The sequence below is a fragment of the Micromonospora sp. WMMD998 genome (genome assembly GCF_029581235.1).
Taxonomy (GTDB): Bacteria; Actinomycetota; Actinomycetes; order Mycobacteriales; family Micromonosporaceae; genus Micromonospora.
Window position 1 is genome coordinate 3,228,186 of the sequence record NZ_CP120740.1, and the last position, 25,986, is coordinate 3,254,171.

Here is a 25,986-nt window from a genome sequence, read left to right on the forward strand (position 1 = left end):
ATGGCCTCCACCAACGACCTGAAGAACGGCCTGGTACTCAACCTGGACGGCGAGCTGTGGGCCGTCGTCGAGTTCCAGCACGTCAAGCCCGGTAAGGGTGGTGCCTTCGTGCGCACCACGCTGAAGAACGTGCTGTCCGGCAAGGTGGTCGACAAGACCTTCAACGCGGGCACCAAGGTCGAGACCGCGACCGTGGACAAGCGCACCATGCAATACCTGTACGCCGACGGCGAGGACTACGTCTTCATGGATCTGGAGACGTTCGACCAGATCACCGTGATGGGTGGCACCGTCGGTGAGGCCGCCAACTACCTCCTCCCGGAGGCCGAGGCGACCGTCGCCACGCACGAGGGCGTGCCGCTCTACATCGAGCTGCCGACCTCGGTGGTGCTCGAGGTCACCTACACCGAGCCGGGGTTGCAGGGTGACCGGTCCACCGGCGGCAACAAGCCGGCCACCGTCGAGACCGGCGCCACCGTGCAGGTGCCGCTGTTCATCACCACCGGCGAGAAGATCAAGGTCGACACCCGCGACGGCCGTTACCTCGGCCGAGCCTGATGGCCGAGGGTCCGAAGCAGCAGATGCCGGCGCGCCGCAAGGCGCGTAAGCGGGCGCTTGACGTGCTCTTCGAGGCTGACCTGCGGGACCGCCCCCCGGTCGAGGTGCTCGCCGGCTATCTGGAGCGGATCGAGCAGCCCCGTCCCGACCACATCGGCTACGCGGTCGGGCTGGTCGAGGGCGTCGCGGCGCACCTCGACCGGATCGACGAGACGATCGCCAGCTACGCCGAGGGGTGGACGCTGGACCGGATGCCCGTGGTCGACCGCAACCTGGCCCGGATCGCCGTGTACGAGCTGCTCTACGTCGACGAGATCGACGACGCGGTGGCGATCAGCGAGGCCGTCGAGTTGGCCCGGCAGATGTCGACCGACGACTCGCCCCGCTTCCTCAACGGCGTCCTCGGCCGGATCGCCGAGTACGCCACCCGCTGACGCATGACGAAGGGCCCGTGCCGCCGGCACGGGCCCTTCGTGGTGGTCAGACTCAGGAGGCGAAGAACGCGCGCGGGTCGGCGACCAGCACGCCGTGCTCGGTGAGCCGCTCGATCAGGCCCGACGGCGAGGCGTCGTACACGATCGCGAGGGCACGCAGGTCGTCGGCGCGGATGGAGAGCACCCGGCCGTTGTAGTCACCGCGCTGCTGCTGGATGGCGCGGGCGTACCGGGCGACGTACGCGAGGTCCTCGGAGGCCTCGTCGTAGAGCCGCTCCAGGTCCAGCACGATCTTGCTGGTGGGCTCGTGCCGCACCCCACTGCCGTCGGGCAGCAGCTCGGAGACGGGAACGCGGTAGAAGTCGGCCAGTTCCGCCAGGCGGGACACGGTGACGGCGCGGTCGCCGCGCTCGTACGAGCCGACCACCACGGCCTTCCACCGCCCGTTCGACTTCTCCTCCACCCCCTGCAGGGACAGGCCCTGCTGCTGGCGGATGGAGCGCAGGCGGGCGCCCAGCGACTTGGCGTATTCAGAGGGCATTCGGACACTCCCAGTGCTGCTCGGGGTTCTCCCAGCTATCGCTACGGAGCGTGACGGTACGGGGATTGCGACACGTGGTCAAGTGTTACGGTCCACGAGGTCCGGGCACCGGTGCGGCTTGTCCGCATTTCTCCGGGCTGACCGGCAGGTCAGGACCGGCGACGGCGGGTCCGATGACCGCTGGTAACGTGGCGTGAAGCCCCGGTCCGGGCCCGTCGAGGGTCCGCCGGAGGTTGATCGACGTCCTTTAACGACCCGTCCCGTGAGGCGGGGAAGGAGGTCCGCTGTGGCCTACCCACCGGCTGCCCATCCGTCGCCGCCGCGACAACCCTCGGTGAAGGTGATCCTCGCCGCACCCGACGTCTCGCGGGTGGTCGACCGCATCGCCCACCAGATCCTGGAGAAGACCCAGGGCGCCGCCGACACCGTGCTTCTCGGCATCCCCACCCGGGGCGTGCCGCTGGCCCGCCGCCTCGCGGCCCGGATCAGCACCTTCGAGGACGTGACCGTCCCGGTGGGCGTGCTCGACATCACGCTCTACCGCGACGACCTGCGCCGGCACGCCACCCGCGCGGTCGGCCCGACCGACCTGCCGCCGGGCGGGATCGACGGCTGCCGGGTCGTGCTCGTCGACGACGTGCTCTTCTCCGGCCGCACCGTGCGGGCCGCGCTCGACGCGCTCAGCGACGTCGGCCGCCCGGCCTCCGTGCAGCTCGCCGTCCTGGTCGACCGCGGCCACCGCCAACTGCCGATCCGCGCCGACTACGTCGGCAAGAACATCCCCACCGCGCTGGCCGAGAACGTCAAGGTCACCCTCGCCGAGACCGACGGCGCCGACGAGGTCAAGTTGTACGGAGGCGCCCTCTCATGATCCGGCACCTGCTCTCCGGCGCGGACCTGGACGCGGACACCGCCACGCTGGTGCTGGACACCGCCGCCGAGATGGCCACCGTGGCGGGCCGCGAGGTCAAGAAGCTGCCCGCGCTGCGCGGACGCACCGTGGTCAACCTCTTCTACGAGGACTCCACCCGGACCCGGATCTCGTTCGAGGCGGCTGCCAAGCGACTCAGCGCCGACGTGATCAACTTTTCGGCCAAGGGCTCCAGCGTGGCCAAGGGGGAGAGCCTGAAGGACACCGCGCTCACCCTCCAGGCGATGGGCGCGGACGCGGTGGTCGTGCGGCACCCCGCCTCCGGCGCCCCGCACCGGCTGGCCGACTGGGTGGACGGGTCAGTCGTCAACGCCGGCGACGGCACCCACGAGCACCCCACCCAGGCGCTGCTCGACGCGTACACCATGCGCTCCCGCCTGGGCCGGATCGCCGGCCTGCACGTGGCGATCGTCGGCGACGTGCTGCACTCCCGGGTGGCCCGCTCCAACGTGCTGCTGCTCAGCACGCTCGGCGCGAAGGTCACACTGGTCGGCCCGCCGACGCTCATCCCGGTCGACATCGCGACCGCGCTCGCCCCCGGCATCGACGTCTCCTACGACCTCGACACCGTTGCACCGAACGTGGACGTGGTGATGATGCTGCGGGTGCAGCGGGAGCGGATGAGCGACTCCTACTTCCCGTCGGCCCGCGAGTACGCCCGCCGGTACGGGCTGGACGGGCCGCGCATGCGCCGGCTGCCCGAGCACGCGATCGTCATGCACCCGGGTCCGATGAACCGGGGCATGGAGATCACGCCCGAGGTGGCCGACTCGCCCCGCTCCACCATCGTCGAACAGGTCGCCAACGGGGTCTCCGTGCGGATGGCCGTCCTCTACCTGCTGCTCGGAGGGAACAACCGGTGACCGCGTACCTCATCAGGAACGTCCGTGTGCTCGACGGCGAGCCGACCGACCTGCTCATCCGCGACGGCGTGGTGGCCGAGGTCGGCGCCGGCCTGACCGCCGACGACGCCACGACGGTCGACGCGACCGGCCTGGTCGCGCTGCCCGGCCTGGTCGACCTGCACACCCACCTGCGGGAGCCGGGCCGGGAGGACGCCGAGACGGTCGAGTCCGGCTCCCGGGCGGCGGCGCTCGGTGGCTACACCGCGGTCTGCGCGATGGCCAACACCTCGCCGGTCGCCGACACTGCGGGCGTGGTCGAGCAGGTGTGGCGGCTCGGCCGGGAGGCCGGCCTGGTCGACGTGCAGCCGATCGGCGCGGTCACGGTCGGGCTGGCCGGCGAGCGTCTGGCCGAGCTGGGCGCGATGGCCGACTCGGCGGCCCGGGTGCGGATCTTCTCCGACGACGGGCACTGCGTCGCCGACCCGCGGCTGATGCGCCGGGCGTTGGAGTACGTCAAGGCGTTCGACGGGGTGATCGCCCAGCACGCCGAGGAGCCCCGGCTCACCGAGGGCGCGCAGATGCACGAGGGTGAGGTGTCCACCCGGCTCGGGCTGACCGGCTGGCCGGCCGTCGCCGAGGAAGCGATCATCGCCCGGGACGTGCTGCTCGCCGAGCACGTGGGCAGCCGGCTGCACGTCTGTCACGTCTCCACCGCCGGCAGCGTCGAGGTGCTGCGGCAGGCCAAGTCGCGCGGGGTGCGGGTGACCGCCGAGGTGACGCCGCACCACCTGCTGCTCACGGATGAGAAAGCGGAGAGCTACGACCCGGTCTTCAAGGTCAACCCGCCGCTGCGGACCGCCACGGACATCGCCGCGCTGCGGGCCGCGCTGGTCGAGGGCGTGATCGACGTCATCGCCACCGACCACGCGCCGCACGCGGTGGAGGACAAGGAGTGCGAGTGGGCGTACGCCCGGCCCGGCATGCTGGGCCTGGAGACCGCGCTCTCCATCGCGCTCGACGTGCTCGGCCCGCGCTGGGACCTGATCGCCGAGCGGATGTCGCGGGTCCCGGCCCGGATCGCCGGGCTGGCCGGACACGGGCTCGACCCGGCGCCCGGCGTGCCGGCCAACCTGACCCTGGTCGACCCGGCCGCCCGGCGCGTGATCGAGCCGGCCGAGCTGGCCAGCCGCAGTCGCAACACCCCGTATGCCCGCATGACGCTGCCGGGTCGCATCGTGGCGACCTTCCTGCGCGGCGAGCCGACGGTCCTGGACGGAAAGGCTGTCAAGTGAGCAGTAGGCGGAGAAACGCGATTCTCGTCCTGGAGGACGGGCGCACGTTCCACGGCGAGGCGTACGGCAGCGTCGGGGAGACCTTCGGCGAGGCGGTCTTCAACACCGGCATGACCGGCTACCAGGAGACGCTCACCGACCCCTCCTACCACCGCCAGGTGGTGGTGCAGACCGCGCCGCACATCGGCAACACCGGCGTGAACGGCGCCGACGACGAGTCCGGCCGGATCTGGGTGGCCGGTTACGTGGTGCGCGACCCGGCCCGGATCAGCTCCAACTGGCGGGCCACCGGTGGTCTGGAGGACCGGCTCGCCGCCGAGGGCGTGGTCGGTATCAGCGGCGTGGACACCCGGGCGCTGACCCGGCACCTGCGCGAGCGGGGCGCCATGCGGGTCGGCGTCTCCAGCGTCGACGACGATCCGGACGCCCTGCTGGAGCGGGTCCGCCGCGCGCCGTCGATGGTCGGCGCGGACCTGTCCGCCGAGGTGACCACCGCGAAGCCGTACGTGGTCGAGGCGGTGGGCGAACACCGGTTCACGGTCGCCGCGCTGGACCTGGGCATCAAGCGCAACGTGCCGCGCCGGCTCGCCGCGCGTGGTGTCACCACCCACGTGCTGCCCGCCGACTCGACCATCGACGACCTGCTCGCCACCGGCGCGGACGCGGTGTTCCTCTCGCCCGGCCCGGGCGACCCGGCGACCGCCGACGCTCCGGTGGCCCTCGCGCGGGAGGTGCTCACCCGCCGGATCCCGCTGTTCGGCATCTGCTTCGGCAGCCAGATCCTCGGCCGGGCGCTCGGCTTCGGCACCTACAAGCTCGGGTACGGCCACCGCGGCATCAACCAGCCGGTGCTCGACCGGGCCACCGGCAAGGTCGAGGTGACCAGCCACAACCACGGCTTCGCCGTGCGGGTGCCCGGCGTCTCCTCCGGCGCGGTGGTGCCCGACCAGGTGGTCGACACCGACTTCGGCGGGGTCCGGGTCTCCCATGTGTGCCTCAATGACAACGTGGTCGAGGGGCTGCGGGCCGAGGACGTGCCCGCCTTCACCGTCCAGTACCACCCGGAGGCGGCGGCCGGCCCGCACGACGCGGACTACCTGTTCGACCGCTTCGCGGAGCTCATCGAAGGCGGAAAGAATGCCTAAGCGGACCGATCTGAAGCACGTCCTGGTGATCGGCTCGGGGCCGATCGTGATCGGACAGGCCTGCGAGTTCGACTACTCCGGCACCCAGGCGTGTCGGGTGCTGCGCAGCGAGGGGATCCGGGTCAGCCTGGTCAACTCCAACCCGGCGACGATCATGACGGACCCGGAGTTCGCCGACGCCACGTACGTCGAGCCGATCACCCCGGAGTTCGTCGAGCTGGTCATCGCCCGGGAACGCCCGGACGCGCTGCTGCCCACCCTGGGCGGGCAGACGGCGTTGAACACTGCGGTCGCGCTGCACTCCGCTGGCGTCCTGGAGAAGTACGGCGTCGAGCTGATCGGCGCCAACATCGAGGCGATCAACCGGGGCGAGGACCGGCAGCTCTTCAAGGAGATCGTGGCCAAGGCCGGCGTACGCCTCGGCGTCGAGGACCCGGCCACGCTGACCCCGCGCTCGCGGGTCTGCCACTCGATGGACGAGGTGCGCGAGACGGTCGCCGAGCTGGGTCTGCCGGTGGTCATCCGGCCGTCGTTCACCATGGGCGGCCTGGGTTCCGGGATGGCGCACACCGACGCGGACCTCGACCGGATCGCCGGCGCGGGCCTGGCCGCGAGCCCGGTGCACGAGGTGCTGATCGAGGAGAGCGTGCTCGGCTGGAAGGAGTACGAGCTGGAGCTGATGCGCGACCGGCACGACAACGTGGTGGTGGTCTGCTCGATCGAGAACGTGGACCCGATGGGCGTGCACACCGGCGACAGCGTCACGGTCGCCCCGGCGATGACGCTCACCGACCGGGAGTACCAGCGGCTGCGCGACCTCGGCATCGCGGTGCTGCGCGAGGTCGGGGTGGACACCGGCGGCTGCAACATCCAGTTCGCGGTCAACCCGGCCGACGGCCGGATCGTGGTGATCGAAATGAACCCTCGGGTGTCGCGCTCCTCGGCGCTGGCGTCGAAGGCCACCGGCTTCCCGATCGCCAAGATCGCCGCGAAGCTCGCGGTCGGCTACACGCTCGACGAGATCCCCAACGACATCACGCTCAAGACGCCCGCCGCGTTCGAGCCGACGCTCGACTACGTGGTGGTGAAGATCCCCCGGTTCGCGTTCGAGAAGTTCCCCGGCGCCGACCCGGAGCTGACCACCACCATGAAGTCGGTGGGGGAGGCGATGAGCCTGGGCCGCAACTTCTCCGAGGCGCTGAACAAGGCGATGCGGTCGATGGAAACCAAATCATCTGGTTTCTGGACCGTCCCCGACCCCGAGGGGGCGACCCGGGAGAACACGCTCGCCGCGCTGCGGGTGCCGCACGACGGCCGGCTCTACACCGTCGAGCGGGCGCTGCGCCTGGGCGCGTCGATCGCCGAGGTGGCCGAGGCGTCCGGTGGCATGGACCCGTGGTTCCTGGACCAGATCGCCGGGCTCGTCGAGCTGCGCGCCGAGGTCGTCGGCGCCCCGGTGCTCGACGCCGGCCTGCTGCGCCGGGCCAAGCGCGCCGGCCTGTCCGACCGGCAGCTCGCCGCGTTGCGCCCCGAGCTGGCCGCCGAGGACGGTGTCCGGACGCTGCGGCACCGGCTGGGGATCCGGCCGGTCTACAAGACGGTGGACACCTGCGCGGCCGAGTTCGAGGCGACCACGCCCTACCACTACTCGACGTACGACGCCGAGACCGAGGTGGCGCCGTCGGCCCGGCCGAAGGTGCTCATCCTCGGTTCCGGGCCGAACCGGATCGGTCAGGGCATCGAGTTCGACTACTCGTGCGTGCACGCCGTCCAAGCTCTCCGGGGGGTGGACTACGAGACGGTGATGGTCAACTGCAACCCGGAGACCGTCTCCACCGACTACGACACCGCCGACCGGCTCTACTTCGAGCCGCTGACGTTCGAGGACGTGCTGGAGGTCTGGCACGCCGAGGACTCGTCCGGCCGGGCGGCCGGTGGTCCCGGCGTGGTCGGGGTGGTGGTGCAGCTCGGCGGTCAGACCCCGCTCGGCCTGGCCCAGCGGCTCAAGGACGCGGGCGTGCCGGTGGTCGGCACCTCGCCGGAGTCGATCCACCTGGCCGAGGAGCGGGGCGCGTTCGGCGCGGTGCTGGCCCGGGCCGGGCTGCGCGCGCCCGCGCACGGCATGGCCACCTCGTACGACGAGGCGAAGGCGATCGCCGACGAGATCGGATATCCGGTGCTGGTGCGGCCGTCGTACGTGCTCGGCGGCCGGGGCATGGAGATCGTCTACGACGATCCCACGCTGCGTGACTACATCGGGCGGGCCACCGACATCTCGCCGGACCACCCGGTGCTCGTGGACCGCTTCCTCGACGACGCCATCGAGATCGACGTGGACGCGCTCGTCGACGCGGACGGCGACGTCTACCTGGGCGGCGTGATGGAGCACATCGAGGAGGCCGGCATCCACTCCGGCGACTCGTCCTGCGCGCTGCCGCCGATCACGCTGGCCGGCTCGCACCTGGCCGAGGTGCGCCGCTACACCGAGGAGATCGCCCGCGGCGTGGGGGTGCGCGGCCTGCTCAACGTCCAGTACGCGCTTCAGGGCGACATGCTCTACGTGCTGGAGGCCAACCCGCGTGCCTCCCGCACCGTGCCGTTCGTCTCGAAGGCGACGGCGGTGCCGCTGGCCAAGGCGGCGGCCCGGATCGCGCTCGGCGCCACCATCGCCCAGTTGCGGGCCGAGGGGATGCTGCCGCCGACCGGGGACGGCGGCGTCATGCCGCCGGACGCGCCGATCGCGGTCAAGGAGGCGGTGCTGCCGTTCAAGCGGTTCCGCACCCCGTCGGGCAAGGGCATCGACGTGCTGCTCGGCCCGGAGATGCGCTCCACCGGCGAGGTGATGGGCATCGACACCGGCTTCGGTCAGGCGTTCGCGAAGTCGCAGGCCGCCGCGTACGGGTCGCTGCCCACCACCGGGAAGATCTTCGTGTCGGTGGCGAACCGGGACAAGCGCGGCATGATCTTCCCGATCAAGCGCCTGGCCGATCTGGGGTTCGAGATCGTCGCCACCGCCGGCACGGCCGAGGTGCTGCGCCGGCACGGCATCGCCTGCGAGCAGATCCGCAAGCACTACGAGGCGGGTGAGGGCGCGGACGCGGTCTCGCTGATCCTCGGCGGCGACGTGGCGCTCGTGGTGAACACGCCGCAGGGTTCCGGCGCGAGCGCCCGCTCGGACGGTTACGAGATCCGCAGCGCCGCCGTCACCGCGGACATCCCGTGTGTGACCACGGTCCCCGGCGCGGCGGCGGCGGTGATGGGCATCGAGGCGCGCATCAACGGCGACCTCCGGGTCCGCCCCCTCCAGGACCTGCACGCCGCCCTCCGGGCCAACGAGTGACCACCCCGACGCCCGACGGGCGGGGAGGTGGGCGGTGATGTTTGAGCGGGTTGTGCGGGGGCGGCTGTTCGCCCTTGGGGGTGGGGATGCGGAGGTGGCGCACGAGTGGACACTCGGGCGGCTCGCCTGGGTGTCCGGGCAGCCTCGGGTGCTTGCCGGGCTGCGGCGGGTCTACTTTCGGGGGGCGCCGCGCACCGTGTTCGGGGTGCGGTTTCCCAACCCGGTCGGGCTGGCGGCCGGGATGGACAAGAACGGGGTCGCGCTGCCCGCCTGGCCGGCGCTGGGCTTCGGCTTCGTCGAGGTCGGCACCGTGACCGCGCACGCCCAGCCGGGCAACCCCCGGCCCCGGCTGTTCCGGCTGCCCGACAGCGAGGCCGTGATCAACCGGATGGGGTTCAACAACGCCGGCGCGCCGGCCCTGGCGGCCCGGCTGGCGGCGCTGCCGCGCCCGCTCGGCGTGCCGCTGGGCATCTCGCTCGGCAAGTCCAAGGTGACCCCGCTGGACGACGCCGTCGAGGACTACCTCGCCTCCTACCGGGCGCTGGCCGACCACGGCGACTACTTCGCGGTGAACGTGTCCTCACCGAACACCCCGGGCCTGCGGTCGCTTCAGGACCGGTCCCACCTGGACGCGTTGCTGGCCGCGCTGGTCGGCGAGAAGCCGGTGCTCGTGAAGATCGCCCCGGACCTGACCGAGGCCGCCGTCGCCGAACTGCTGGAGGTCTGCCTCGACCGGGGCGCGGCCGGCGTCATCGCCACCAACACCACGCTCGGCCGCGACGGGCTCGCCCCGGCCGACCGGGCGCGCGGGGCGGAGGCCGGCGGCCTGTCCGGCCGTCCGCTGACCGGGCGGGCCCGGGATCTGGTCGGGTTCGTGCACCGGGAGACCGGGGGACGGCTGCCGGTGATCGGCGTCGGCGGCATCCTCGACCCCGACGACGCGACCCGGATGTTCGACGCCGGCGCCGACCTGGTCCAGCTCTACACCGGATTCATCTACCGGGGCCCGGCCCTGGTCCGGTCGGCCGTCCGGGCGGTCGCCGGACGCTGACCGGCCCGGGCGCACCCCACGAAGGAGCAGCCGTGACGCCCGAGGAGATCCTCGCCGCCGACCGCCGGCACGTCTGGCACCCGTACGCGGCGCTGCCGCCGACCAGCCCGCCGCTGGTGGTGCGCGGCGCCGAGGGGGTACGCCTGCGGCTGGCCGACGGGCGGGAGCTGGTCGACGGCATGTCGTCGTGGTGGGCGGCGATCCACGGCTACCGGCACCCGGTGCTCGACGCCGCGGTGACCGACCAGCTCGGCCGGATGAGCCACGTGATGTTCGGCGGCCTCACCCACGAGCCCGCGGTACGCCTGGCCGCGACGCTCGTCGAGCTGGCCCCGGACGGCCTGGAGCACGTCTTCCTGGCCGACTCCGGCTCGGTCAGCGTCGAGGTCGCGGTGAAGATGTGCCTCCAGTACCAGCGCGCCGTGGGGCGCCCGGAGCGCCGCCGGCTGGGCACCTGGCGGGGCGGCTACCACGGCGACACGTTCCATCCGATGAGCGTCTGCGACCCGGAGGGCGGCATGCACCACCTCTGGGGCGACGTGCTGCCCCGGCAGGTGTTCGCGCCGTTGCCGCCGGCCGGCTTCGACACCCCGCCGGACCCGGCGTACGAGGCGGCGCTCACCGACGCCGTCGAGCGGCACGCCGACGAACTGGCCGCGGTGATCGTGGAGCCGGTGGTGCAGGGCGCCGGCGGAATGCGGTTCCACCACCCGCACTACCTGCGGGTGCTGCGCGAGGTGACCCGGCGCCACGGCATCCTGCTGGTCCTCGACGAGATCGCCACCGGCTTCGGCCGGACCGGGCGGATGTTCGCCGCCGAGCACGCCGGCGTCACGCCGGACGTGCTCTGCGTCGGCAAGGCGCTCACCGGCGGCTACCTCACCCTGGCCGCGGCGCTCTGCACCGCGGAGGTGGCCGCCGCGATCTCCGCCGACGGGGTGCTGGCGCACGGGCCGACGTTCATGGGCAACCCGCTCGCCTGCGCGGTCGCCAACGCCTCCCTGGGCCTGCTGCGGGCCGGCGACTGGGCCGGCCGGGTGGCGGGGATCGCCGAGGGGTTGCGGGCGGGCCTGGCGCCGCTGCGCGACGCCCCGGGGGTGGCCGACGTGCGGGTGCTCGGCGCGATCGGCGTGGTGCAGCTCGACCACGAGGTGGACCTGCCGTCGGCGACCGCCGCCGCGGTGGCCGAGGGGGTGTGGCTGCGCCCGTTCCGGGACCTCGTCTACATCATGCCGCCGTACGTCTGTGACGACACGGACGTCGCCCGGATCGCGGCCGGCGTGGCGGCGGCGGTGAAGGCCGGCTGAGCCCCGACGGGGCGGTGAAGGCCGGCTGAGCCCCGACGGGCGGTCCGGGCCGGCTGAGTCCGGCCGTGACGACCTGACGCGACGGGAGGCCCGTCGCGGTGACACGGAGGCGGTCGAGGCCGCCGGGAGAGGGAGAGACGCGATGGAGACGTTCGGCACCCGACTGCACCGGGCCGTGGCGGAGCGCGGTCCGCTCTGCGTGGGCATCGACCCGCACCCGGGCCTGCTGGCCGACTGGGGGCTGTCCGACGACGTGGACGGGCTGGAGCGGTTCAGCCGCACCGTGGTGGAGGCGATCGGCGACCGGGTCGCCGTGGTCAAGCCGCAGTCGGCGTTCTTCGAGCGCTACGGCGCGCGCGGGGTCGGCGTACTTGAGTCAACTATCCGACAGTTGCGAAATGCGGGCGCGCTCGTTCTCCTCGACGTCAAGCGCGGAGACATCGGATCGACCGTCCGCGCGTACGCCTCGGCATACCTCGATCCATCCAACCCGCTGTATGTCGATGCGATCACCGCGAGCCCCTACCTGGGAGTAGGTTCACTCGCACCGATGATCGAGACGGCCGCCGCACACGGCAGCGGGGTCTTCGTCCTGGCCCTCACCTCCAACCCCGAGGGCGCCGCCGTGCAGCGCGCGGTCGGGGCCGACGGGCGCACCGTCGCGCAGCACGTGATCGACGAGATTTCCCAGCTCAACCGGGGTGCGGAGCCGCTCGGCAGCTTCGGTCTGGTGGTCGGCGCGACGATCGGTGAGACCGGTCACGACTTCACCGCGGTCAACGGTCCGCTCCTTGCCCCGGGGATGGGCGCGCAGGGCGGCACGCCGGCCGGACTGCGCGCGGTCTTCGGCGCCGCGCTGCCGTCGGTGCTGCCGTCGTACTCCCGGGAGGTGTTGGGCGCGGGGCCGGAGCCGGCCGCCCTACGGGCCGCCACCGAGCGCGCGCAGGCCGAGTGTCGGGCCGCCCTGAGCGCCGCCTGACTGACTGACGGCTCGGTCACTTTACGTTGATCATCGCGCGTCCACGTTGCCGAAAGCTCCGTTGACCGCTAGTTTTCCCCGCGCTGGGAACCACGGACCCCTTTGGTTGCCAGCGACACCACGTTTCACAGCTGCGGTGGGGCTCCGCCCGCCGTACTAGGGACCTGAGGAGAACTGGTGCCGCTCCCGTCACTGACCCCCGAGCAGCGCGCTGCCGCGCTGGAGAAGGCTGCGGAGATCCGCAAGGCCCGCGCTGAGCTGAAGGAGCAGCTCAAGCAGGGCAAGACCACCCTCGCCACCGTCCTTGAGCGGGCCGAGTCCGACGACGTCGTGGGCAAGCTGAAGGTTTCGGCCGTGCTCCAGGCGATGCCGGGCATCGGCAAGATCCGGGCCACCCAGATCATGGAGAAGCTCAAGATCGCGGACAGCCGTCGCCTGCGTGGCCTCGGCGAGCAGCAGCGCAAGGCGCTGCTCGGTGAGTTCGCCGCCAACTGAACGGACCACCGTGTAGAAACAAGCGGTGAGCACGGATGACGAGGCGCGCTCGGCGGCTCGGCTCACTGTCCTGTCCGGCCCTTCCGGGGCCGGGCGGGGCAGTGTCGTCGAGCTGGTCCGGGCGCGCCTCGCGTCGGTGTGGGTGCCGGTGGTCGCCACCACCCGCCCGCCCCGGCCGGGCGAGCGGGACGGCGTCGACCGGCTCTTCCTCGACCGGGCCGGCTTCGACCGGCTGGTCGACGCCGGCGAGCTGCTGGAGTGGTGCCGGATCGGGCCGTACCGCCGGGGGGTGCCCCGGGCCGACGTGCGGACCCGCCTCGCGCAGGGGCGGCCGGTGCTGCTGCCGCTGGACCTGGCCGGCGCGCTCGCCGTCGCGACCGCGGTGCCGCAGGCCCGGCTGGTGCTGCTCGCGCCGCCCGCGTACCGCCCCGATCCGGCCGTCGCGGCCGTCTTCGCACACGCCGTGGCGCACGACCGGACCGAGCGTGCGGCGGCCGAGCTGGTAGGATTGCTCGGTTCGTCATTCCTGGCCCCGGCCCGACCGCCCCCGGGTGGTTGAGGGGGCCACCGACCGCCCCCGTGCGGCGCACGAGACGCAGAGGTCAAATTTCGTGGGATCCATCGCCACCAATCCCGAGGGCATCACCAACCCGCCGATCGACGAGCTGCTCGAGAAGACCACCTCGAAGTACGCGCTGGTGATCTTCGCGGCCAAGCGCGCCCGTCAGGTCAACGCCTACTACAGCCAGCTCGGCGAGGGCCTCCTGGAGTACGTCGGCCCGCTCGTGGAGACCACCCCGCAGGAGAAGCCGCTCTCCATCGCCATGCGCGAGATCAACGCCGGCCTGCTCACCGCCGAGCCGACCGACCAGCCGTAACCGCGCCCGCGCCGATGCCCGCCGAGATCATCCTCGGGGTCGGCGGCGGCATCGCCGCCTACAAGGCGTGTGAGCTGCTCCGGCTCTTCACCGAGTCGGGTCACCGGGTCCGGGTGGTGCCGACCGCGTCGGCGCTCCGCTTCGTCGGCGCGCCGACCTGGGCGGCGCTCTCCGGCCAGCCGGTCGCCGACGACGTCTGGTCGGACGTGCACGAGGTGCCGCACGTGCGTCTCGGGCAGCACGCCGACCTGGTCGTGGTCGCGCCCGCCACCGCCGACCTGCTCGCCAAGGCCGCCCACGGCCTCGCCGACGACCTGCTCACCAACACCCTGCTGACCGCGCGGTGCCCGGTGGTGCTCGCGCCGGCCATGCACACCGAGATGTGGGAGCACCCCGCCACCGTGGCCAACGTGGACACGTTGCGGTCGCGGGGCGTCCGGGTGATCGAGCCGGCGGTCGGGCGGCTGACCGGGCGGGACACCGGCAAGGGCCGGCTGCCCGACCCGGCGGAGATCTTCGCGGTCGCCCGCCGGGCGTTGGCCCGGGGCGTGGACGCCCCGGCCGACCTGTCCGGCCGGCACGTGGTGGTCACCGCCGGCGGCACCCGCGAGCCCCTCGACCCGGTCCGCTACCTGGGCAACCGGTCCTCCGGCAAGCAGGGGTACGCGTTCGCCCGCGCCGCCGTGGCCCGGGGCGCCCGGGTGACGCTCGTCGCGGCGAACGTGGCCCTCGCCGACCCGGCCGGGGTGGACCTGGTCCGGGTGGGCACCACCGAGGAACTGCGCACGGCGACGCTGGCGGCCTCCGCCGACGCGGACGCCGTGGTGATGGCCGCCGCGCCGGCCGACTTCCGGCCGGCCGTCTACGCGACCGGGAAGATCAAGAAGTCGGAGGACGGCGTCGCGCCGACCATCGAGCTGGTCACCAACCCCGACATCGCCGCCGAGCTGGGCCGGCGCCGTCGGCCCGGGCAGGTGCTCGTGGTGTTCGCCGCGGAGACCCACGACGCCGAGGCCAACGGCCGGGCCAAGCTGGCCCGCAAGCGCGCCGACCTGATCGTGGTCAACGAGGTTGGCGTCGACAAGGTCTTCGGCGCGGAGACCAACGCGGCCACCGTGATCGGCGCCGACGGAGCCGCCCACCGGTTCCCCGAACAGCCCAAGGAGGCCCTGGCCGACGCCGTCTGGGACCTCGTCGTCGCGCGTCTCGACCCACCGTCCTGAGAGTTGGTCGGCTGGCGTTCCCACTCTCACAGAGCGACGGGGACGACTAAACTGCCGCCGAGCGACCTTTAAAAGTCTTCACATGCTTAGGAGTGCCGTGACACGTCTGTTCACGTCCGAATCGGTCACGGAAGGCCACCCGGACAAGATCGCCGACCAGATCAGCGACGGCATTCTCGACGCGCTGCTCGAACAGGACCCGCACAGCCGGGTCGCGGTGGAGACGTTGATCACCACCGGCCAGGTGCACGTCGCGGGCGAGGTGACCACGAAGGCGTACGCCGACATCCCGACCATCGTGCGGGAGACCATCCTCGGGATCGGCTACGACTCGTCGAAGAAGGGCTTCGACGGCGCCTCCTGCGGGGTGAGCGTGTCCATCGGCTCGCAGTCGCCGGACATCGCGCAGGGCGTGGACAACGCGTTCGAGCTGCGTACCGGCGGCTCGGAGAGCGCGCTCGACGCGCAGGGCGCCGGCGACCAGGGCATGATGTTCGGCTTCGCCTGCTCCGAGACGCCCGAGCTGATGCCGCTGCCGATCGCGCTGGCGCACCGGCTGGCCCGCCGGCTGTCGCAGGTGCGCAAGGACGGCACGATCCCCTACCTGCGGCCGGACGGCAAGACCCAGGTGACCATCGAGTACGACGGGCTGCGTCCGGTGCGCCTGAACACGGTGGTGGTGTCCAGCCAGCACGCGGCGGACATCTCGCTGGAGTCGCTGCTCACGCCGGACGTGCGGGAGCACGTGATCGCGCCGGAGCTGGAGGGTCTCGGGCTGGACACCGACGGCTACCGGCTGCTGGTGAACCCGACCGGTCGGTTCGAGATCGGCGGCCCGATGGGCGACGCCGGGCTGACCGGCCGGAAGATCATCGTGGACACCTACGGCGGGTACGCCCGGCACGGCGGTGGCGCGTTCTCCGGCAAGGACCCGTCGAAGGTGGACCGGTCGGCCGCGTACGCGATGCGGTGGGTGGCCAAGAACGTGGTCGCCGCCGGGCTGGCCGAGCGGTGCGAGGCGCAGGTCGCGTACGCGATCGGCAAGGCGCACCCGGTGAGCCTGTTCGTCGAGACGTTCGGCACCGAGACGGTGCCGGTGGCCGCGATCGAGAGGGCCGTCGCCGAGGTGTTCGACCTGCGTCCGGCCGCCATCATCCGGGACCTGCACCTGCTGCGCCCGATCTACCGGCAGACCGCCGCGTACGGCCACTTCGGCCGGGAGCTGGCGGAGCTGGCCTGGGAGGGCACCGACCGGGCCGCCGACCTCAAGTCGGCCGCGGGAGCCTGAGCGCCGGCACGCGCCGCGACCGGCGACCCGCCGAAGGGTCGCCGGTCGCTCGCGTCTGCGTGGACGTGCCGCTGCCGCACCTCGACCGCCCGTTCGACTACCTGGTCCCCGAGACGCTCGACGCCGACGCGCGGCCCGGGGTGCGGGTGAGGGTCCGCTTCGCCGGGCAGCTCGTCGACGGGTGGTTGCTGGAGCGCGTCGCCGAGTCCGACCACCCGAAGCTGGCGTACCTGGAGAAGGTCGTCTCCCCGGTGCCGGTGCTCTCCCCGGAGGTGGCGCGGCTGGCCCGGGCGGTGGCCGACAGGTACGCCGGCAGCCTGGCCGACGTGCTCCGGCTGGCCGTGCCGCCGCGCCACGCCCGCGCCGAGAAGTCCGCCACCGCCGCCGACGCTCCGGCCCCCGCCGCCGAGACGCCGGCCCCCGCCGCCGAGACGCCGGCCCCCGCCGCCGAGACGCCGGCCCCCGCCGCCGAGACGCCGGCCGCCGCCGACGAGGGCGCGCCGGCCGTCACCCCCGCCGGGCCGGCGACCGACGCACCGGCCGCCGCCGGCCCGGCCGGACCGCGCGTGCCGGTCGATCCGCGGGGCTGGCGGGACTATCCCGCCGGGCCGGCGCTGCTGCGCGCGCTCGCCGACGGCCGGGCGCCCCGCGCCGTCTGGTCCGCCCTGCCGGGAGAGGACTGGGCCGACCGGTACGCCGACGCCGTGGCCGCGACCGTGGCCGGTGGCCGGGGCGCCGTGGTGGTGGTCGCCGACGGCCGGGACCTGGACCGGCTGGACGCCGCCCTGACCGCGGTGCTGGGCGCCGGCCGGCACGCCTGCCTCACCGCCGCCGCCGGCCCGGCCCGGCGGTACCGCGCCTTCCTGGCCGCGCGCCGGGGCGAGGTGCCGGTGGTGGTCGGCACCCGGGCGGCCATGTTCGCCCCGGTCGAGCGGCTCGGCCTGGCGGCGATCTGGGACGACGGGGACGACCTGCACTCCGAACCCCGGGCGCCCTACCCGCACGCCCGCGAGGTGCTGCTCACCCGGGCGCGGCTCGCCGGCGCGGCGGCCCTGGTCGGGGGCTTCGCCCGGACCGCCGAGGGGCAGTTGCTGGTGGAGACCGGGTGGGCCCGGGAGGTGGTCGCCGACCGGGCCACCGTGCGGGCGCGGATGCCGGCGATGGCGCCCACCGGCGACGACCCGCAACTGGCCCGGGACCCCGGCGCGGCCTCCGCCCGGCTGCCCAGCCTGGCCTGGACCACGGCCCGGGACGCGCTCCGCGCCGACCTGCCGGTGCTGGTGCAGGTGCCCCGCCGCGGCTACCTGCCCTCGGTCGCGTGCGCGGACTGCCGCGCGCCGGCCCGCTGCCCGCACTGCGCCGGTCCGCTCGGCCTGCCGTCGGCCCAGGGCGCACCCGCCTGCCGCTGGTGCGGTCGGGTCGCCGCCGCGTACGCCTGCCCGGAGTGCGGTGGACGGCGGCTGCGCGCCTCGGTCACCGGGGCCCGGCGGACCGCCGAGGAACTGGGCCGGGCGTTCCCGGGGGTGCCGGTGCGGACCTCCGGCCGGGAGGAGGTGCTGGCGACCGTGCCCGGCGGCGCCGGGCTGGTGATCGCCACGCCGGGCGCCGAGCCGGTCGCGGAGGGCGGCTACGGCGCGGTGCTGCTGCTCGACTCGTGGGCGCTGTTGACCCGGGCCGACCTGCGGGCCGGGGAGGAGGCGCTGCGCCGGTGGCTGGCCGCCGCCGCGCTGGCCCGGCCCGGCGCGGCCGGTGGCCGGGTGGTGGCGGTGGCCGACGGCGCGCTCGCCCCGGTGCAGGCGCTGCTGCGTTGGGACGCGGCCTGGTTCGCGGCGCGGGAGCTGGCCGAGCGCCGCGAGCTGGGTTTCCCGCCGGCGGTGCGGATGGCGAGCGTCACCGGCGCGGCCGAGGCGGTGGCCGACCTGCTGGCCGGTGCGGGGCTGCCGGACGACGCGGAGATCCTCGGGCCGGTCCCGGCCGACGACGGCCGGGAGCGGATGCTGGTCCGGGTGCCGCGGGCCCGGGCCGCCGACCTGGCCGGCGCGCTGCACGCCGCGGCCGGGCAGCGCAGCGCCCGCAAGGCGGCCGACCCGGTCCGCCTCCAGGTCGACCCGCTCAGCCTGTTCTGAGGGGTGCCGTCACCGAGCGCGTCCGGCTCCTCGCGCACGGTCGTGAGCTGGGGTTTGGCGCACACCTGGTCCGGCTGTCGGACAGCGCGCGGTGATAGCATCGCCCGTCATGCCCAGTCGTGCGAATTTTCCGCACGGGACGCGGCGCGGCGGGTGCTCCCGGGCACGTCGGGCCACACGGATTCGATGTCGTCAGTCAGCCGGTGAGCAGGGGTGGACCAGTCGTGACCGTTCGTCAGTCGATCGTCTTCAACGGTGATCTCGGCAGCGGCAAGAGCACCGTTTCCGTCGAGATCGCCAAGCGGCTGGGGCTGCGCCGGGTCAGCGTCGGCGACCTCTACCGCCAGATGGCACAGGAGCGGCAGATGACCGCGCTCCAGCTCAACCTGCACGCCGAGCTGGACCAGGCCGTCGACGGCTACGTCGACCAGCTCCAGCGGGACATCGCCGCCTCCGGCGAGTCGCTGGTGATGGACTCCCGCCTGGCCTGGCACTTCTTCACCGACGCGCTCAAGGTCCACATGATCACCGAGCCGGCCGAGGCGGCCCGGCGGGTGCTCGCCCGGCCGTCCGGCCCGGCCGAGAGCTACACCTCGCTGGAGGAGGCGCGGGCCAAGCTGCGCGAGCGCAGCGAGAGCGAGCGCAACCGCTTCATCGTCCGGTACGGCGTCGACAAGGCCCGGCTGCGCAACTACGACCTGATCTGTGACACCACCCGGGCCACCCCGGAACAGGTGATCCAGCACGTCGTCGACGTCTACGAGGGCCGGCTCGGCGCCGGTGTGCTGCGCGCCGGCCAGCCGCTGCTGCTGCTCGACCCGACCCGGGTCTATCCCACCGAGGACGTGGCCACGTTGCGCGGCCTCTGGGACCCGGAGCACGCCGGCGAGGCGACCGCGGCCGACGCCGAGGCGGTGGAGCCGCTGAGCATCGGCTACACCGGGGAATACTTCTTCGTGGTCGACGGGCACCGGCGGCTCAGCGCGGCGGTGCGCGGCGGCCTCCCGATGGTCGCCGCCCGGCTGGTCGCCGAGGTGGAGGAGCCGGTGGTCGGTGGGATGAGCGCGGTCGACTTCTTCACCGCCCAGGCCCGGCCGGCGCTGATCCACGACTGGGAGGACGCGCACGGCATCGCGCTGCCGCTGCCCGAGCACGCCCTGCTCGGCGGCGGTGCGGTGCTGGCCGGGGAGCCCGGCGCCGGCGTCTGACCCGCCCGCGCCCGGGCGTGGGGATCGACCGATCCGACGGCGCGGGAGCATGATGGGGTTCTCCGACGCCCGGGGAGGCCCGACCGTGGATCCTGCCGACGCCCTCGCGCTGCTGCTGTCGCCGGAGGGCCGGGTCGACCCCTACCCGACGTACGAGCGGTTGCGGGCGCACGGCCCGGTGGTCCAGGCCGGGCCGGTCTTCTACGTGGTCACCGGGTACGCCGAGGCCGACGCGATCCTGCGCGATCCCCGCTTCGGGGTGATGGACGACGACCTGCGCGAGAGGTTCCTGCCCGGCTGGCGGGAGAGCCCGGCGATGATGTCGATCTCCCGGTCGATGCTGCGCACCAACCCGCCCGACCACAGCCGGATGCGCCGGCTCGCCGCCGGCGCGTTCACCCCCCGCCGGATCGCCGCCATGCGTCAGGTGGTCGAGGCGCAGGCCGGCGAACTTGTCGACGCGATGGTGGCCGGCGGCCGGGGCGGGGCGCCGGTCGACTTCATGGCCGGGTTCGCGTACCCGCTGCCGGTCGCGGTGATCTGCGCGCTGCTCGGCGTGCCGGCGGCGGACCGGCCGCTGTTCCGGCGCTGGGCCACCGACCTGACGAACGTGCTGGAGCCGGAGGTCACGCCCGAGGATCTGGCCGTGGCCGACCGGGGCGCGGGCGAGCTGCGCGCCTACTTCACCGAGCTGGTGGCGGCCCGCCGCCGGGCCCCCGCCGACGATCTGACCACCGCGCTGGTCCAGGCGCACCAGGGCGAGGGCGAACGGCTCTCCGGTGACGAGCTGCTGGCCAACCTGATCGTGCTGCTGGTCGCCGGTTTCGAGACCACCACCAACCTGCTCGGCAACGGCCTGGTGGCGCTGCTCGACCACCCGGACGCGGCGGCGACGCTGCGCGAGCACCCGGAGTTCGCCCCCGCGTACGTCGACGAGTTGCTGCGCTACGACTCGCCGGTGCAGCTCACCTCGCGGATGAGCACGGCGCCGTCCCGGCACGGCGGGGTCGACCTGCCCACCGAGAGCTGGATCATGGTGTTGCTCGGCGCGGCGAACCGGGACCCCCGCCGTCATCCGGAGCCGGCGCGTTTCGACCCGTGGCGGGCACAGGCCCATCCGTTGTCCTTCGGCGCCGGGCCGCACTACTGCCTCGGTGCGGCGCTGGCCCGGCTGGAGGCGCAGGTGGCGTTCCCGCTGCTGCTGCGCCGGCTGCCCGGGCTGGCGGTGGCCGGCCGGCCCGAGCGGCGGGTCCGGCTCACCCTGCGCGGCTACGCCACGCTGCCGGTCACGCCGGGGCCCGGGGCGGCCCCGGTCACCGTTGCCGGTACGCCGCCCGGGGCCCTCGGGCCGACTCCGTAGACTGGGGGCGCACCAAGCCGTCCCAGACAAGGAGCCCCGCCGCGTGACCGTTCAGCCCATCCGTCTGTTCGGCGATCCGGTGCTGCGCACGCCGGCCGACCCGGTGGTCGACTTCGACGCCGAGCTGCGCAAGCTGGTCGCCGACCTGACCGACACGATGCGTGAGCAGGGCGGCGCCGGCCTGGCCGCGCCGCAGCTCGGGGTGGGCCTGCGGGTGTTCACCTTCGACGTGGACGACATGCTCGGCCATCTGGTCAACCCGGTGCTGGAGTTCCCCGACGCCGAGGAGCAGGACGGCCCGGAGGGTTGCCTCTCCATCCCCGGCCTCTACTTCGACACCAAGCGCCGGCAGAACGTGATCGCGAAGGGCTTCAGCGCCCACGGCGACCCGATGCAGATCGTCGGCACCGGCCTGATGGCCCGCTGCCTGCAACACGAGACCGACCACCTCGACGGGGTGCTCTTCGTCGACCGGCTCGACCCGGCCGGCCGCAAGGAGGCCATGAAGGCGATCCGCCAGGCCGAGTGGTACGACCAGGCCGACCCGCCCACGGTGAAGCTCAGTCCGCACGCCCTCAACAACCCGTTCGGCCTGGGGCGGTGACCCGGATGCGTCTGGTCTTCGCCGGGACGCCCGCGGTCGCCGTGCCGGCCCTGGACGCGATCGCCGCCTCCGGCCACGAGCTGGTCGCCGTGGTGACCCGCCCGGACGCCCCGGCCGGGCGCGGTCGGGGCCTGCACCGCTCGCCGGTCGGCGCGTGGGCCGACGAGCACGGTGTCGAGGTGCTCACCCCGGCCCGTCCGCGTGAGCCGGAGTTCCTCGACCGGTTGCGCGCGCTCGCGCCGGACTGCGTGCCCGTGGTCGCCTACGGCGCGCTGGTGCCGCCGGTGGCGCTGGAGATCCCCCGGCACGGGTGGATCAACCTGCACTTCTCGCTGCTGCCCGCGTGGCGGGGCGCGGCGCCGGTGCAGCACGCCGTGCTGCACGGCGACGAGCTGACCGGGGCCAGCGTCTTCCAGCTTGAGGCGGGGCTGGACACCGGCCCGGTCTTCGGCACCGTCACCGACGAGATCCGGCCCGCGGACACGTCCGGCGACCTGCTGGGGCGGCTCGCCGACTCCGGCGCCGGGCTGCTGGTCGCGGTGCTCGACGCGATCGGCGCCGGCACCGTGCGGGCCGAGCCGCAGCCGGCCGACGGGGTGTCCCTGGCGCCGAAGCTGACCGTGGAGGACGCACGGATCCGCTGGACCGACCCGGCGTTCGCGGTCGACCGGCGGGTGCGCGCGTGCACCCCGGCGCCCGGCCCGTGGACCACGTTCCGCGACGACCGGGTCAAGCTCGGCCCGGTCACCCCGCTGGCGAACGGCCCCGACCTGAAGCCGGGTGAGCTGCTGGCGGAGAAGTCCCAGGTGCTGGTGGGCACCGCCACCGGGCCGGTGCGGCTCGGCGAGGTGCGGGCGGCCGGCAAGAAGGCCATGTCGGCCGGCGACTGGGCGCGCGGCGCCCGGGTCGCCGGGGGCGAGGTGTTCGCGTGAGCGCGAGGAGTGAGCCGGTGTTGCGAGCCCCGCAGTCGCGAACGGAAGAGGGCTCCGCATGACCGGGCCGGAGCGGCCCGTCGAGGGGCAGCGACCCCGGGGGTACGAGCGCAGCGGCGGCGATCGTCCGCGTGGCACGGGCCGGCCCGGCGGGTCGGTCCGGGGCGGCGGCGACCGGCGGGGCGGGCAGCGTCCGGTCCGTCCCACGGTGGACCTGCCCCGGCACGTCGCGTACGAGGCGCTCGCGGCGGTGCACCGCGACGACGCCTACGCCAACCTGGTGCTGCCGGCGATGCTGCGGGAGGCCGGGCTGAGCGGCCGGGACGCCGCGTTCGCCACCGAGTTGACCTACGGCACGCTGCGGCACACCGGCACGCTCGACGCGATCGTCACCGACGCGGCGGGTCGGGACGTGCAGCGGATCGACCCGCCGGTGCGCGACGCGCTGCGGCTCGGGGCCTACCAGTTGCTGCACACCCGGGTGCCCGCGCACGCCGCGGTGTCGTCCACCGTGGATCTGGTCCGGATGGTCGGGCCGGGTGCCACCGGTTTCGCCAACGCGGTGCTGCGGGAGGTCGCCGGCCGGGACGCCGACGCCTGGGTGGCGAAGCTCGCCCCGGCCGAGGAGACCGACCCGATCGGGCACCTGGCGCTGGCGTACAGCCATCCGCAGTGGATCGTCAGGTCGTTCGCCGAGGCGCTCGGCGGCGATCTGGGGGAGACCACCCGCCTGTTGATCGAGGACAACGAGCGTCCGCCGGTGCACCTGTGCGCCCGGCCCGGCCGGGCCGACGCGGTGGCGCTCGCGGACGAGGTCGGCGGCGCGCCCGGCGCGTTCTCCCCGTACGCGGTCTACCTGCCGGGCGGCGCGCCCGGTGAGTTGGCGGCGGTGGCCGACGGTCGGGCGCACGTGCAGGACGAGGGTTCCCAGTTGGTGGCGGACGCGCTCGTCGCCGCGCCGCTCGACGGTCCGGACGGCCGGTGGCTGGACCTGTGCGCCGGCCCGGGCGGCAAGTCCGGCCTGCTCGGCGCGCTCGCGGCGACGCGCGACGCGCGGCTGACCGCGGTGGAGGTGGCCGAGCACCGGGCCCGGCTGGTCGCCCAGGCCACCCGGGGCCTGCCGGTCACCGTGGTGCACGCCGACGGACGCGACGTCGGCGTCGAGCCCAAGCTGCCGGAGGGGCACTTCGACCGGGTGCTCGTGGACGCGCCGTGCACCGGCCTGGGCGCGCTGCGCCGCCGGCCGGAGGCGCGCTGGCGGCGTCAGCCGTCGGACCTGCCGCCGCTGACCCGGCTCCAGCGCGAGTTGCTCACCGCCGCGTTGCGCGCGGTCCGCCCGGGTGGCGTGGTCGCGTACGTGACCTGTTCGCCGCACGTGGTGGAGACGCACGTGACGGTGACCGAGGCGTCCCGGCGGTGCGGCTTCCCGGTCGACTTCGTCGACGCCCGGCCGCTGCTGCCGGCCGGTATGCCGGGGCTGGGGGACGGTCCCACCGTGCAGCTCTGGCCGCACCGCCACGGCACCGACGCGATGTTTTTGGCGGTGCTGCGCCGGGGGTGACCCGCCGGCGGGTGCATCCCGTGCGGGGGAGGGGGTTCGCGGGATGTGACATGCCGTTGACTGTGCGATCGATGCATGTAACTGTTCCGATCAACGGTCCGACGGTCCGTCACCCCCGCGTTTCCCACGAGGAGTCTCCATGAGACGCAGCACGCCGACCACGAGCCTCGCGCTCGCCCTCGTCGCCACCCTGACGACGGCGAGCCTGGCCGGCACCGCCTCCGCCGCCCCGGCCGCCCCCGCCCCGGCCACCGTCGCGCTCGCCGCACCGGACATCTCGGTGACGAACGTGCAGGCGCACCTGACCCAGCTCAACTCCATCGCCAGCAGCAACGGCGGCAACCGGCGGGCCGGATCGGCCGGCTACGCCGCGTCGGTCAGCTACGTCAAGGGCAAGCTCCAGGCCGCCGGCTACACGGTCACCGAGCAGACCTGCACGAGCTGCACCTACCCGGGCAGCAACCTGATCGCCGAGTGGCCGCAGGGCCCCACCGACCAGGTGATCATGTTCGGCGCCCACCTGGACAGCGTCTCCGGCGGCCCCGGCATCAACGACAACGGCTCCGGCTCGGCCACCCTGCTGGAGAACGCGCTGGTGCTGGCCGCACAGAACCCGACCATGACCAAGCGGGTCCGGTTCGCCTGGTGGAACGGCGAGGAGCAGGGCCTCCAGGGCTCGAAGCACTACGTCAACCAGCTCAGCTCCACCCAGCGGGGCTACATCAAGGGCTACTACAACTTCGACATGGTCGGCTCGCCCAACGGCGGCTACTTCATCAACCGGATCACCTCGGCGACCGCGGCGCCGCTGAAGGCGTACTGGGACTCGTTCGGCATCTCGCCGGAGGAGAACACCGAGGGACAGGGCCGCTCGGACGACTACTCGTTCGCCAACGCCGGCATCCAGACCTCCGGCTACGCCGCCGGCGCCAGCTACAAGAAGACCGCCGCCCAGGCCGCCAAGTGGGGCGGCACCTCCGGCGCGGCGTACGACGGCTGCTACCACCGCTCCTGCGACACCACCAGCAACATCAACACGACCGTGCTCAACCGCAGCGCCGACGGTGTGGCGTACGCGATCTGGGCGCTCGCGGTCGGCGGTGGCACCCCGACCAACGACTTCTCCGTCGCGGTGAGCCCCACCTCGGGCAGCGTCGCCCGGGGCGGCTCCACCACCGCCACGGTCAGCACCGCCACCACCGCCGGCAGCGCCCAGACGGTGGCGCTGTCGGCGAGCGGCGCCCCGAGCGGGGTCACGGTCGGCTTCAGCCCGTCCTCGGTCACCTCGGGCGGCTCCGCCACCATGACGGTCAGCGCCTCGTCCTCGGCGGCCACCGGCACGTTCACGATCACCGTCACCGGGACCGGCTCGGCCACCCGCACCGCCACCTACACGCTCACCGTGACCGGCGGCAGCGGCGGCTGCACCGGCGGGCAGCTCATCGGCAACAGCAGCTTCGAGTCGGGCAGCACGTCGTGGACGGCCACCTCGGGTGTGATCACCACCGACTCCGGCCAGGCGGCCCGCACCGGCTCGTACAAGGCGTGGCTGGACGGGTACGGCTCCTCGCACACCGACACGCTGTCCCAGTCGGTGACGCTGCCCGCCGGCTGCACCAGCTACACGCTGGCGTTCTGGCTGCACATCGACTCGGCCGAGACCACCTCCTCGACCGCGTACGACAAGCTGACCGTGCAGGTCGGCTCCACCACGCTGGCGACCTACTCGAACCTGAACAAGGCCACCGGCTACACCCAGCGCAGCTTCAACCTGGCCGGATACGCCGGACAGACGGTCACGCTCAAGTGGACCGGCGTCGAGGACGCCTCGCTCCAGACCAGCTTCGTCATCGACGACGTGACGCTCCAGGTCGGCTGAGCGCGCCGG

At 73.7% G+C, this 25,986-nt stretch carries 23 protein-coding genes; 22 read left to right on the top strand and 1 reads right to left on the bottom strand.

Annotated features, from left to right (window positions below; genetic code table 11):
* Together efp and nusB are read left to right on the top strand one after the other, a co-directional pair.
* Positions 1–558 (top strand): elongation factor P, encoded by a 558-nt coding sequence (gene efp / locus O7619_RS15060; protein WP_107160036.1) that lies wholly within the window; start codon positions 1–3, stop codon positions 556–558.
* A gap of 23 nt (positions 559–581) precedes the next feature.
* Positions 582–992 carry a transcription antitermination factor NusB gene (gene nusB, locus O7619_RS15065; protein WP_282288837.1) on the top strand — a complete coding sequence of 137 codons (411 nt, stop codon included), beginning with the start codon at positions 582–584 and terminating at the stop codon, positions 990–992.
* A gap of 52 nt (positions 993–1,044) precedes the next feature.
* On the opposite strand, the gene O7619_RS15070 is transcribed toward nusB, so the two are convergent.
* A complete protein-coding gene (locus O7619_RS15070) occupies positions 1,045–1,533 on the bottom strand; it encodes a helix-turn-helix domain-containing protein (RefSeq protein WP_013285505.1) in 489 nt (162 codons plus the stop codon).
* Positions 1,534–1,819: 286 nt separating this feature from the next.
* Here O7619_RS15070 and pyrR point away from each other — a divergent pair, with 286 nt between their 5' ends.
* The 20 genes from pyrR to O7619_RS15170 all read left to right on the top strand — a co-directional run bounded on the left by pyrR (position 1,820) and on the right by O7619_RS15170 (position 25,977).
* Complete coding sequence (gene pyrR / locus O7619_RS15075) at positions 1,820–2,404, top strand: bifunctional pyr operon transcriptional regulator/uracil phosphoribosyltransferase PyrR (protein ID WP_282288527.1); 585 nt, start codon at positions 1,820–1,822, stop codon at positions 2,402–2,404.
* Complete coding sequence (locus O7619_RS15080) at positions 2,401–3,327, top strand: aspartate carbamoyltransferase catalytic subunit (RefSeq protein ID WP_282288529.1); 927 nt, start codon at positions 2,401–2,403, stop codon at positions 3,325–3,327. The genes pyrR and O7619_RS15080 overlap by 4 nt, the downstream gene beginning before the upstream one ends.
* The gene (locus O7619_RS15085; protein ID WP_282288531.1) at positions 3,324–4,601 is read left to right on the top strand and encodes a dihydroorotase; all 1,278 of its coding nucleotides are present in this window, start codon (positions 3,324–3,326) and stop codon (positions 4,599–4,601) included. Before O7619_RS15080 ends, O7619_RS15085 begins: the two co-directional genes overlap by 4 nt.
* Positions 4,598–5,746, top strand: a complete 1,149-nt coding sequence (gene carA / locus O7619_RS15090; protein WP_282288532.1) for a glutamine-hydrolyzing carbamoyl-phosphate synthase small subunit — start codon at positions 4,598–4,600, stop codon at positions 5,744–5,746. The genes O7619_RS15085 and carA overlap by 4 nt, the downstream gene beginning before the upstream one ends.
* Positions 5,739–9,086 carry a carbamoyl-phosphate synthase large subunit gene (gene carB, locus O7619_RS15095; protein ID WP_282288534.1) on the top strand — a complete coding sequence of 1,116 codons (3,348 nt, stop codon included), beginning with the start codon at positions 5,739–5,741 and terminating at the stop codon, positions 9,084–9,086. Before carA ends, carB begins: the two co-directional genes overlap by 8 nt.
* Positions 9,087–9,120: 34 nt before the next feature.
* A complete protein-coding gene (locus O7619_RS15100) occupies positions 9,121–10,137 on the top strand; it encodes a quinone-dependent dihydroorotate dehydrogenase (protein ID WP_282288536.1) in 1,017 nt (338 codons plus the stop codon).
* Positions 10,138–10,169: 32 nt separating this feature from the next.
* On the top strand, positions 10,170–11,444 hold the full coding sequence (locus O7619_RS15105; RefSeq protein ID WP_282288538.1) for an adenosylmethionine--8-amino-7-oxononanoate transaminase: 1,275 nt from the start codon (positions 10,170–10,172) through the stop codon (positions 11,442–11,444).
* Positions 11,445–11,586: 142 nt separating this feature from the next.
* Positions 11,587–12,423, top strand: coding sequence for an orotidine-5'-phosphate decarboxylase (gene pyrF, locus O7619_RS15110; RefSeq protein WP_282288539.1), 837 nt, complete (start codon positions 11,587–11,589; stop codon positions 12,421–12,423).
* A 177-nt stretch (positions 12,424–12,600) separates the two neighbouring features.
* A complete protein-coding gene (gene mihF / locus O7619_RS15115; RefSeq protein ID WP_013285515.1) occupies positions 12,601–12,918 on the top strand; it encodes an integration host factor, actinobacterial type in 318 nt (105 codons plus the stop codon).
* 25 nt (positions 12,919–12,943) lie between these two features.
* Positions 12,944–13,477: a guanylate kinase gene (locus O7619_RS15120; RefSeq protein WP_282288541.1), complete on the top strand. Its 534-nt coding sequence runs from the start codon at positions 12,944–12,946 to the stop codon at positions 13,475–13,477.
* A 52-nt stretch (positions 13,478–13,529) separates the two neighbouring features.
* The gene (rpoZ, locus tag O7619_RS15125; protein WP_013285517.1) at positions 13,530–13,796 is read left to right on the top strand and encodes a DNA-directed RNA polymerase subunit omega; all 267 of its coding nucleotides are present in this window, start codon (positions 13,530–13,532) and stop codon (positions 13,794–13,796) included.
* Between the two features lie 14 nt (positions 13,797–13,810).
* The gene (gene coaBC, locus O7619_RS15130; RefSeq protein ID WP_282288545.1) at positions 13,811–15,019 is read left to right on the top strand and encodes a bifunctional phosphopantothenoylcysteine decarboxylase/phosphopantothenate--cysteine ligase CoaBC; all 1,209 of its coding nucleotides are present in this window, start codon (positions 13,811–13,813) and stop codon (positions 15,017–15,019) included.
* A gap of 82 nt (positions 15,020–15,101) precedes the next feature.
* Positions 15,102–16,307 carry a methionine adenosyltransferase gene (metK, locus tag O7619_RS15135; protein ID WP_282288546.1) on the top strand — a complete coding sequence of 402 codons (1,206 nt, stop codon included), beginning with the start codon at positions 15,102–15,104 and terminating at the stop codon, positions 16,305–16,307.
* A gap of 59 nt (positions 16,308–16,366) precedes the next feature.
* Positions 16,367–18,433, top strand: a complete 2,067-nt coding sequence (locus O7619_RS15140; RefSeq protein WP_282288547.1) for a primosomal protein N' — start codon at positions 16,367–16,369, stop codon at positions 18,431–18,433.
* 224 nt (positions 18,434–18,657) lie between these two features.
* Positions 18,658–19,641: an AAA family ATPase gene (locus O7619_RS15145; protein ID WP_282288548.1), complete on the top strand. Its 984-nt coding sequence runs from the start codon at positions 18,658–18,660 to the stop codon at positions 19,639–19,641.
* A gap of 85 nt (positions 19,642–19,726) precedes the next feature.
* On the top strand, positions 19,727–21,001 hold the full coding sequence (locus tag O7619_RS15150) for a cytochrome P450 (RefSeq protein ID WP_282288549.1): 1,275 nt from the start codon (positions 19,727–19,729) through the stop codon (positions 20,999–21,001).
* 43 nt (positions 21,002–21,044) lie between these two features.
* Complete coding sequence (def, locus tag O7619_RS15155) at positions 21,045–21,605, top strand: peptide deformylase (RefSeq protein WP_282288551.1); 561 nt, start codon at positions 21,045–21,047, stop codon at positions 21,603–21,605.
* Positions 21,606–21,610: 5 nt separating this feature from the next.
* Positions 21,611–22,537, top strand: coding sequence for a methionyl-tRNA formyltransferase (fmt, locus tag O7619_RS15160; RefSeq protein WP_282288552.1), 927 nt, complete (start codon positions 21,611–21,613; stop codon positions 22,535–22,537).
* A 58-nt stretch (positions 22,538–22,595) separates the two neighbouring features.
* Entirely contained in the window at positions 22,596–24,098 is a 1,503-nt protein-coding gene (locus O7619_RS15165; protein WP_282288553.1) for a transcription antitermination factor NusB, read from the top strand.
* 139 nt (positions 24,099–24,237) lie between these two features.
* The gene (locus tag O7619_RS15170; protein WP_282288554.1) at positions 24,238–25,977 is read left to right on the top strand and encodes a M28 family metallopeptidase; all 1,740 of its coding nucleotides are present in this window, start codon (positions 24,238–24,240) and stop codon (positions 25,975–25,977) included.
* Positions 25,978–25,986: the final 9 nt, after the last annotated feature.

What these genes read in the sequence shown, in the direction of transcription:
- efp (WP_107160036.1), top strand. Translation starts at nt 1, where the DNA reads ATGGCCTCCACCAACGACCTGAAGAACGGCCTGGTACTCAACCTGGAC.
- nusB (WP_282288837.1), top strand. Translation starts at nt 582, where the DNA reads ATGCCGGCGCGCCGCAAGGCGCGTAAGCGGGCGCTTGACGTGCTCTTC.
- O7619_RS15070 (WP_013285505.1), bottom strand. Translation starts at nt 1,533, where the DNA reads ATGCCCTCTGAATACGCCAAGTCGCTGGGCGCCCGCCTGCGCTCCATC.
- O7619_RS15080 (WP_282288529.1), top strand. Translation starts at nt 2,401, where the DNA reads ATGATCCGGCACCTGCTCTCCGGCGCGGACCTGGACGCGGACACCGCC.
- carB (WP_282288534.1), top strand. Translation starts at nt 5,739, where the DNA reads ATGCCTAAGCGGACCGATCTGAAGCACGTCCTGGTGATCGGCTCGGGG.
- pyrF (WP_282288539.1), top strand. Translation starts at nt 11,587, where the DNA reads ATGGAGACGTTCGGCACCCGACTGCACCGGGCCGTGGCGGAGCGCGGT.
- coaBC (WP_282288545.1), top strand. Translation starts at nt 13,811, where the DNA reads ATGCCCGCCGAGATCATCCTCGGGGTCGGCGGCGGCATCGCCGCCTAC.
- metK (WP_282288546.1), top strand. Translation starts at nt 15,102, where the DNA reads ATGCTTAGGAGTGCCGTGACACGTCTGTTCACGTCCGAATCGGTCACG.
- fmt (WP_282288552.1), top strand. Translation starts at nt 21,611, where the DNA reads ATGCGTCTGGTCTTCGCCGGGACGCCCGCGGTCGCCGTGCCGGCCCTG.
- O7619_RS15165 (WP_282288553.1), top strand. Translation starts at nt 22,596, where the DNA reads ATGACCGGGCCGGAGCGGCCCGTCGAGGGGCAGCGACCCCGGGGGTAC.
- O7619_RS15170 (WP_282288554.1), top strand. Translation starts at nt 24,238, where the DNA reads ATGAGACGCAGCACGCCGACCACGAGCCTCGCGCTCGCCCTCGTCGCC.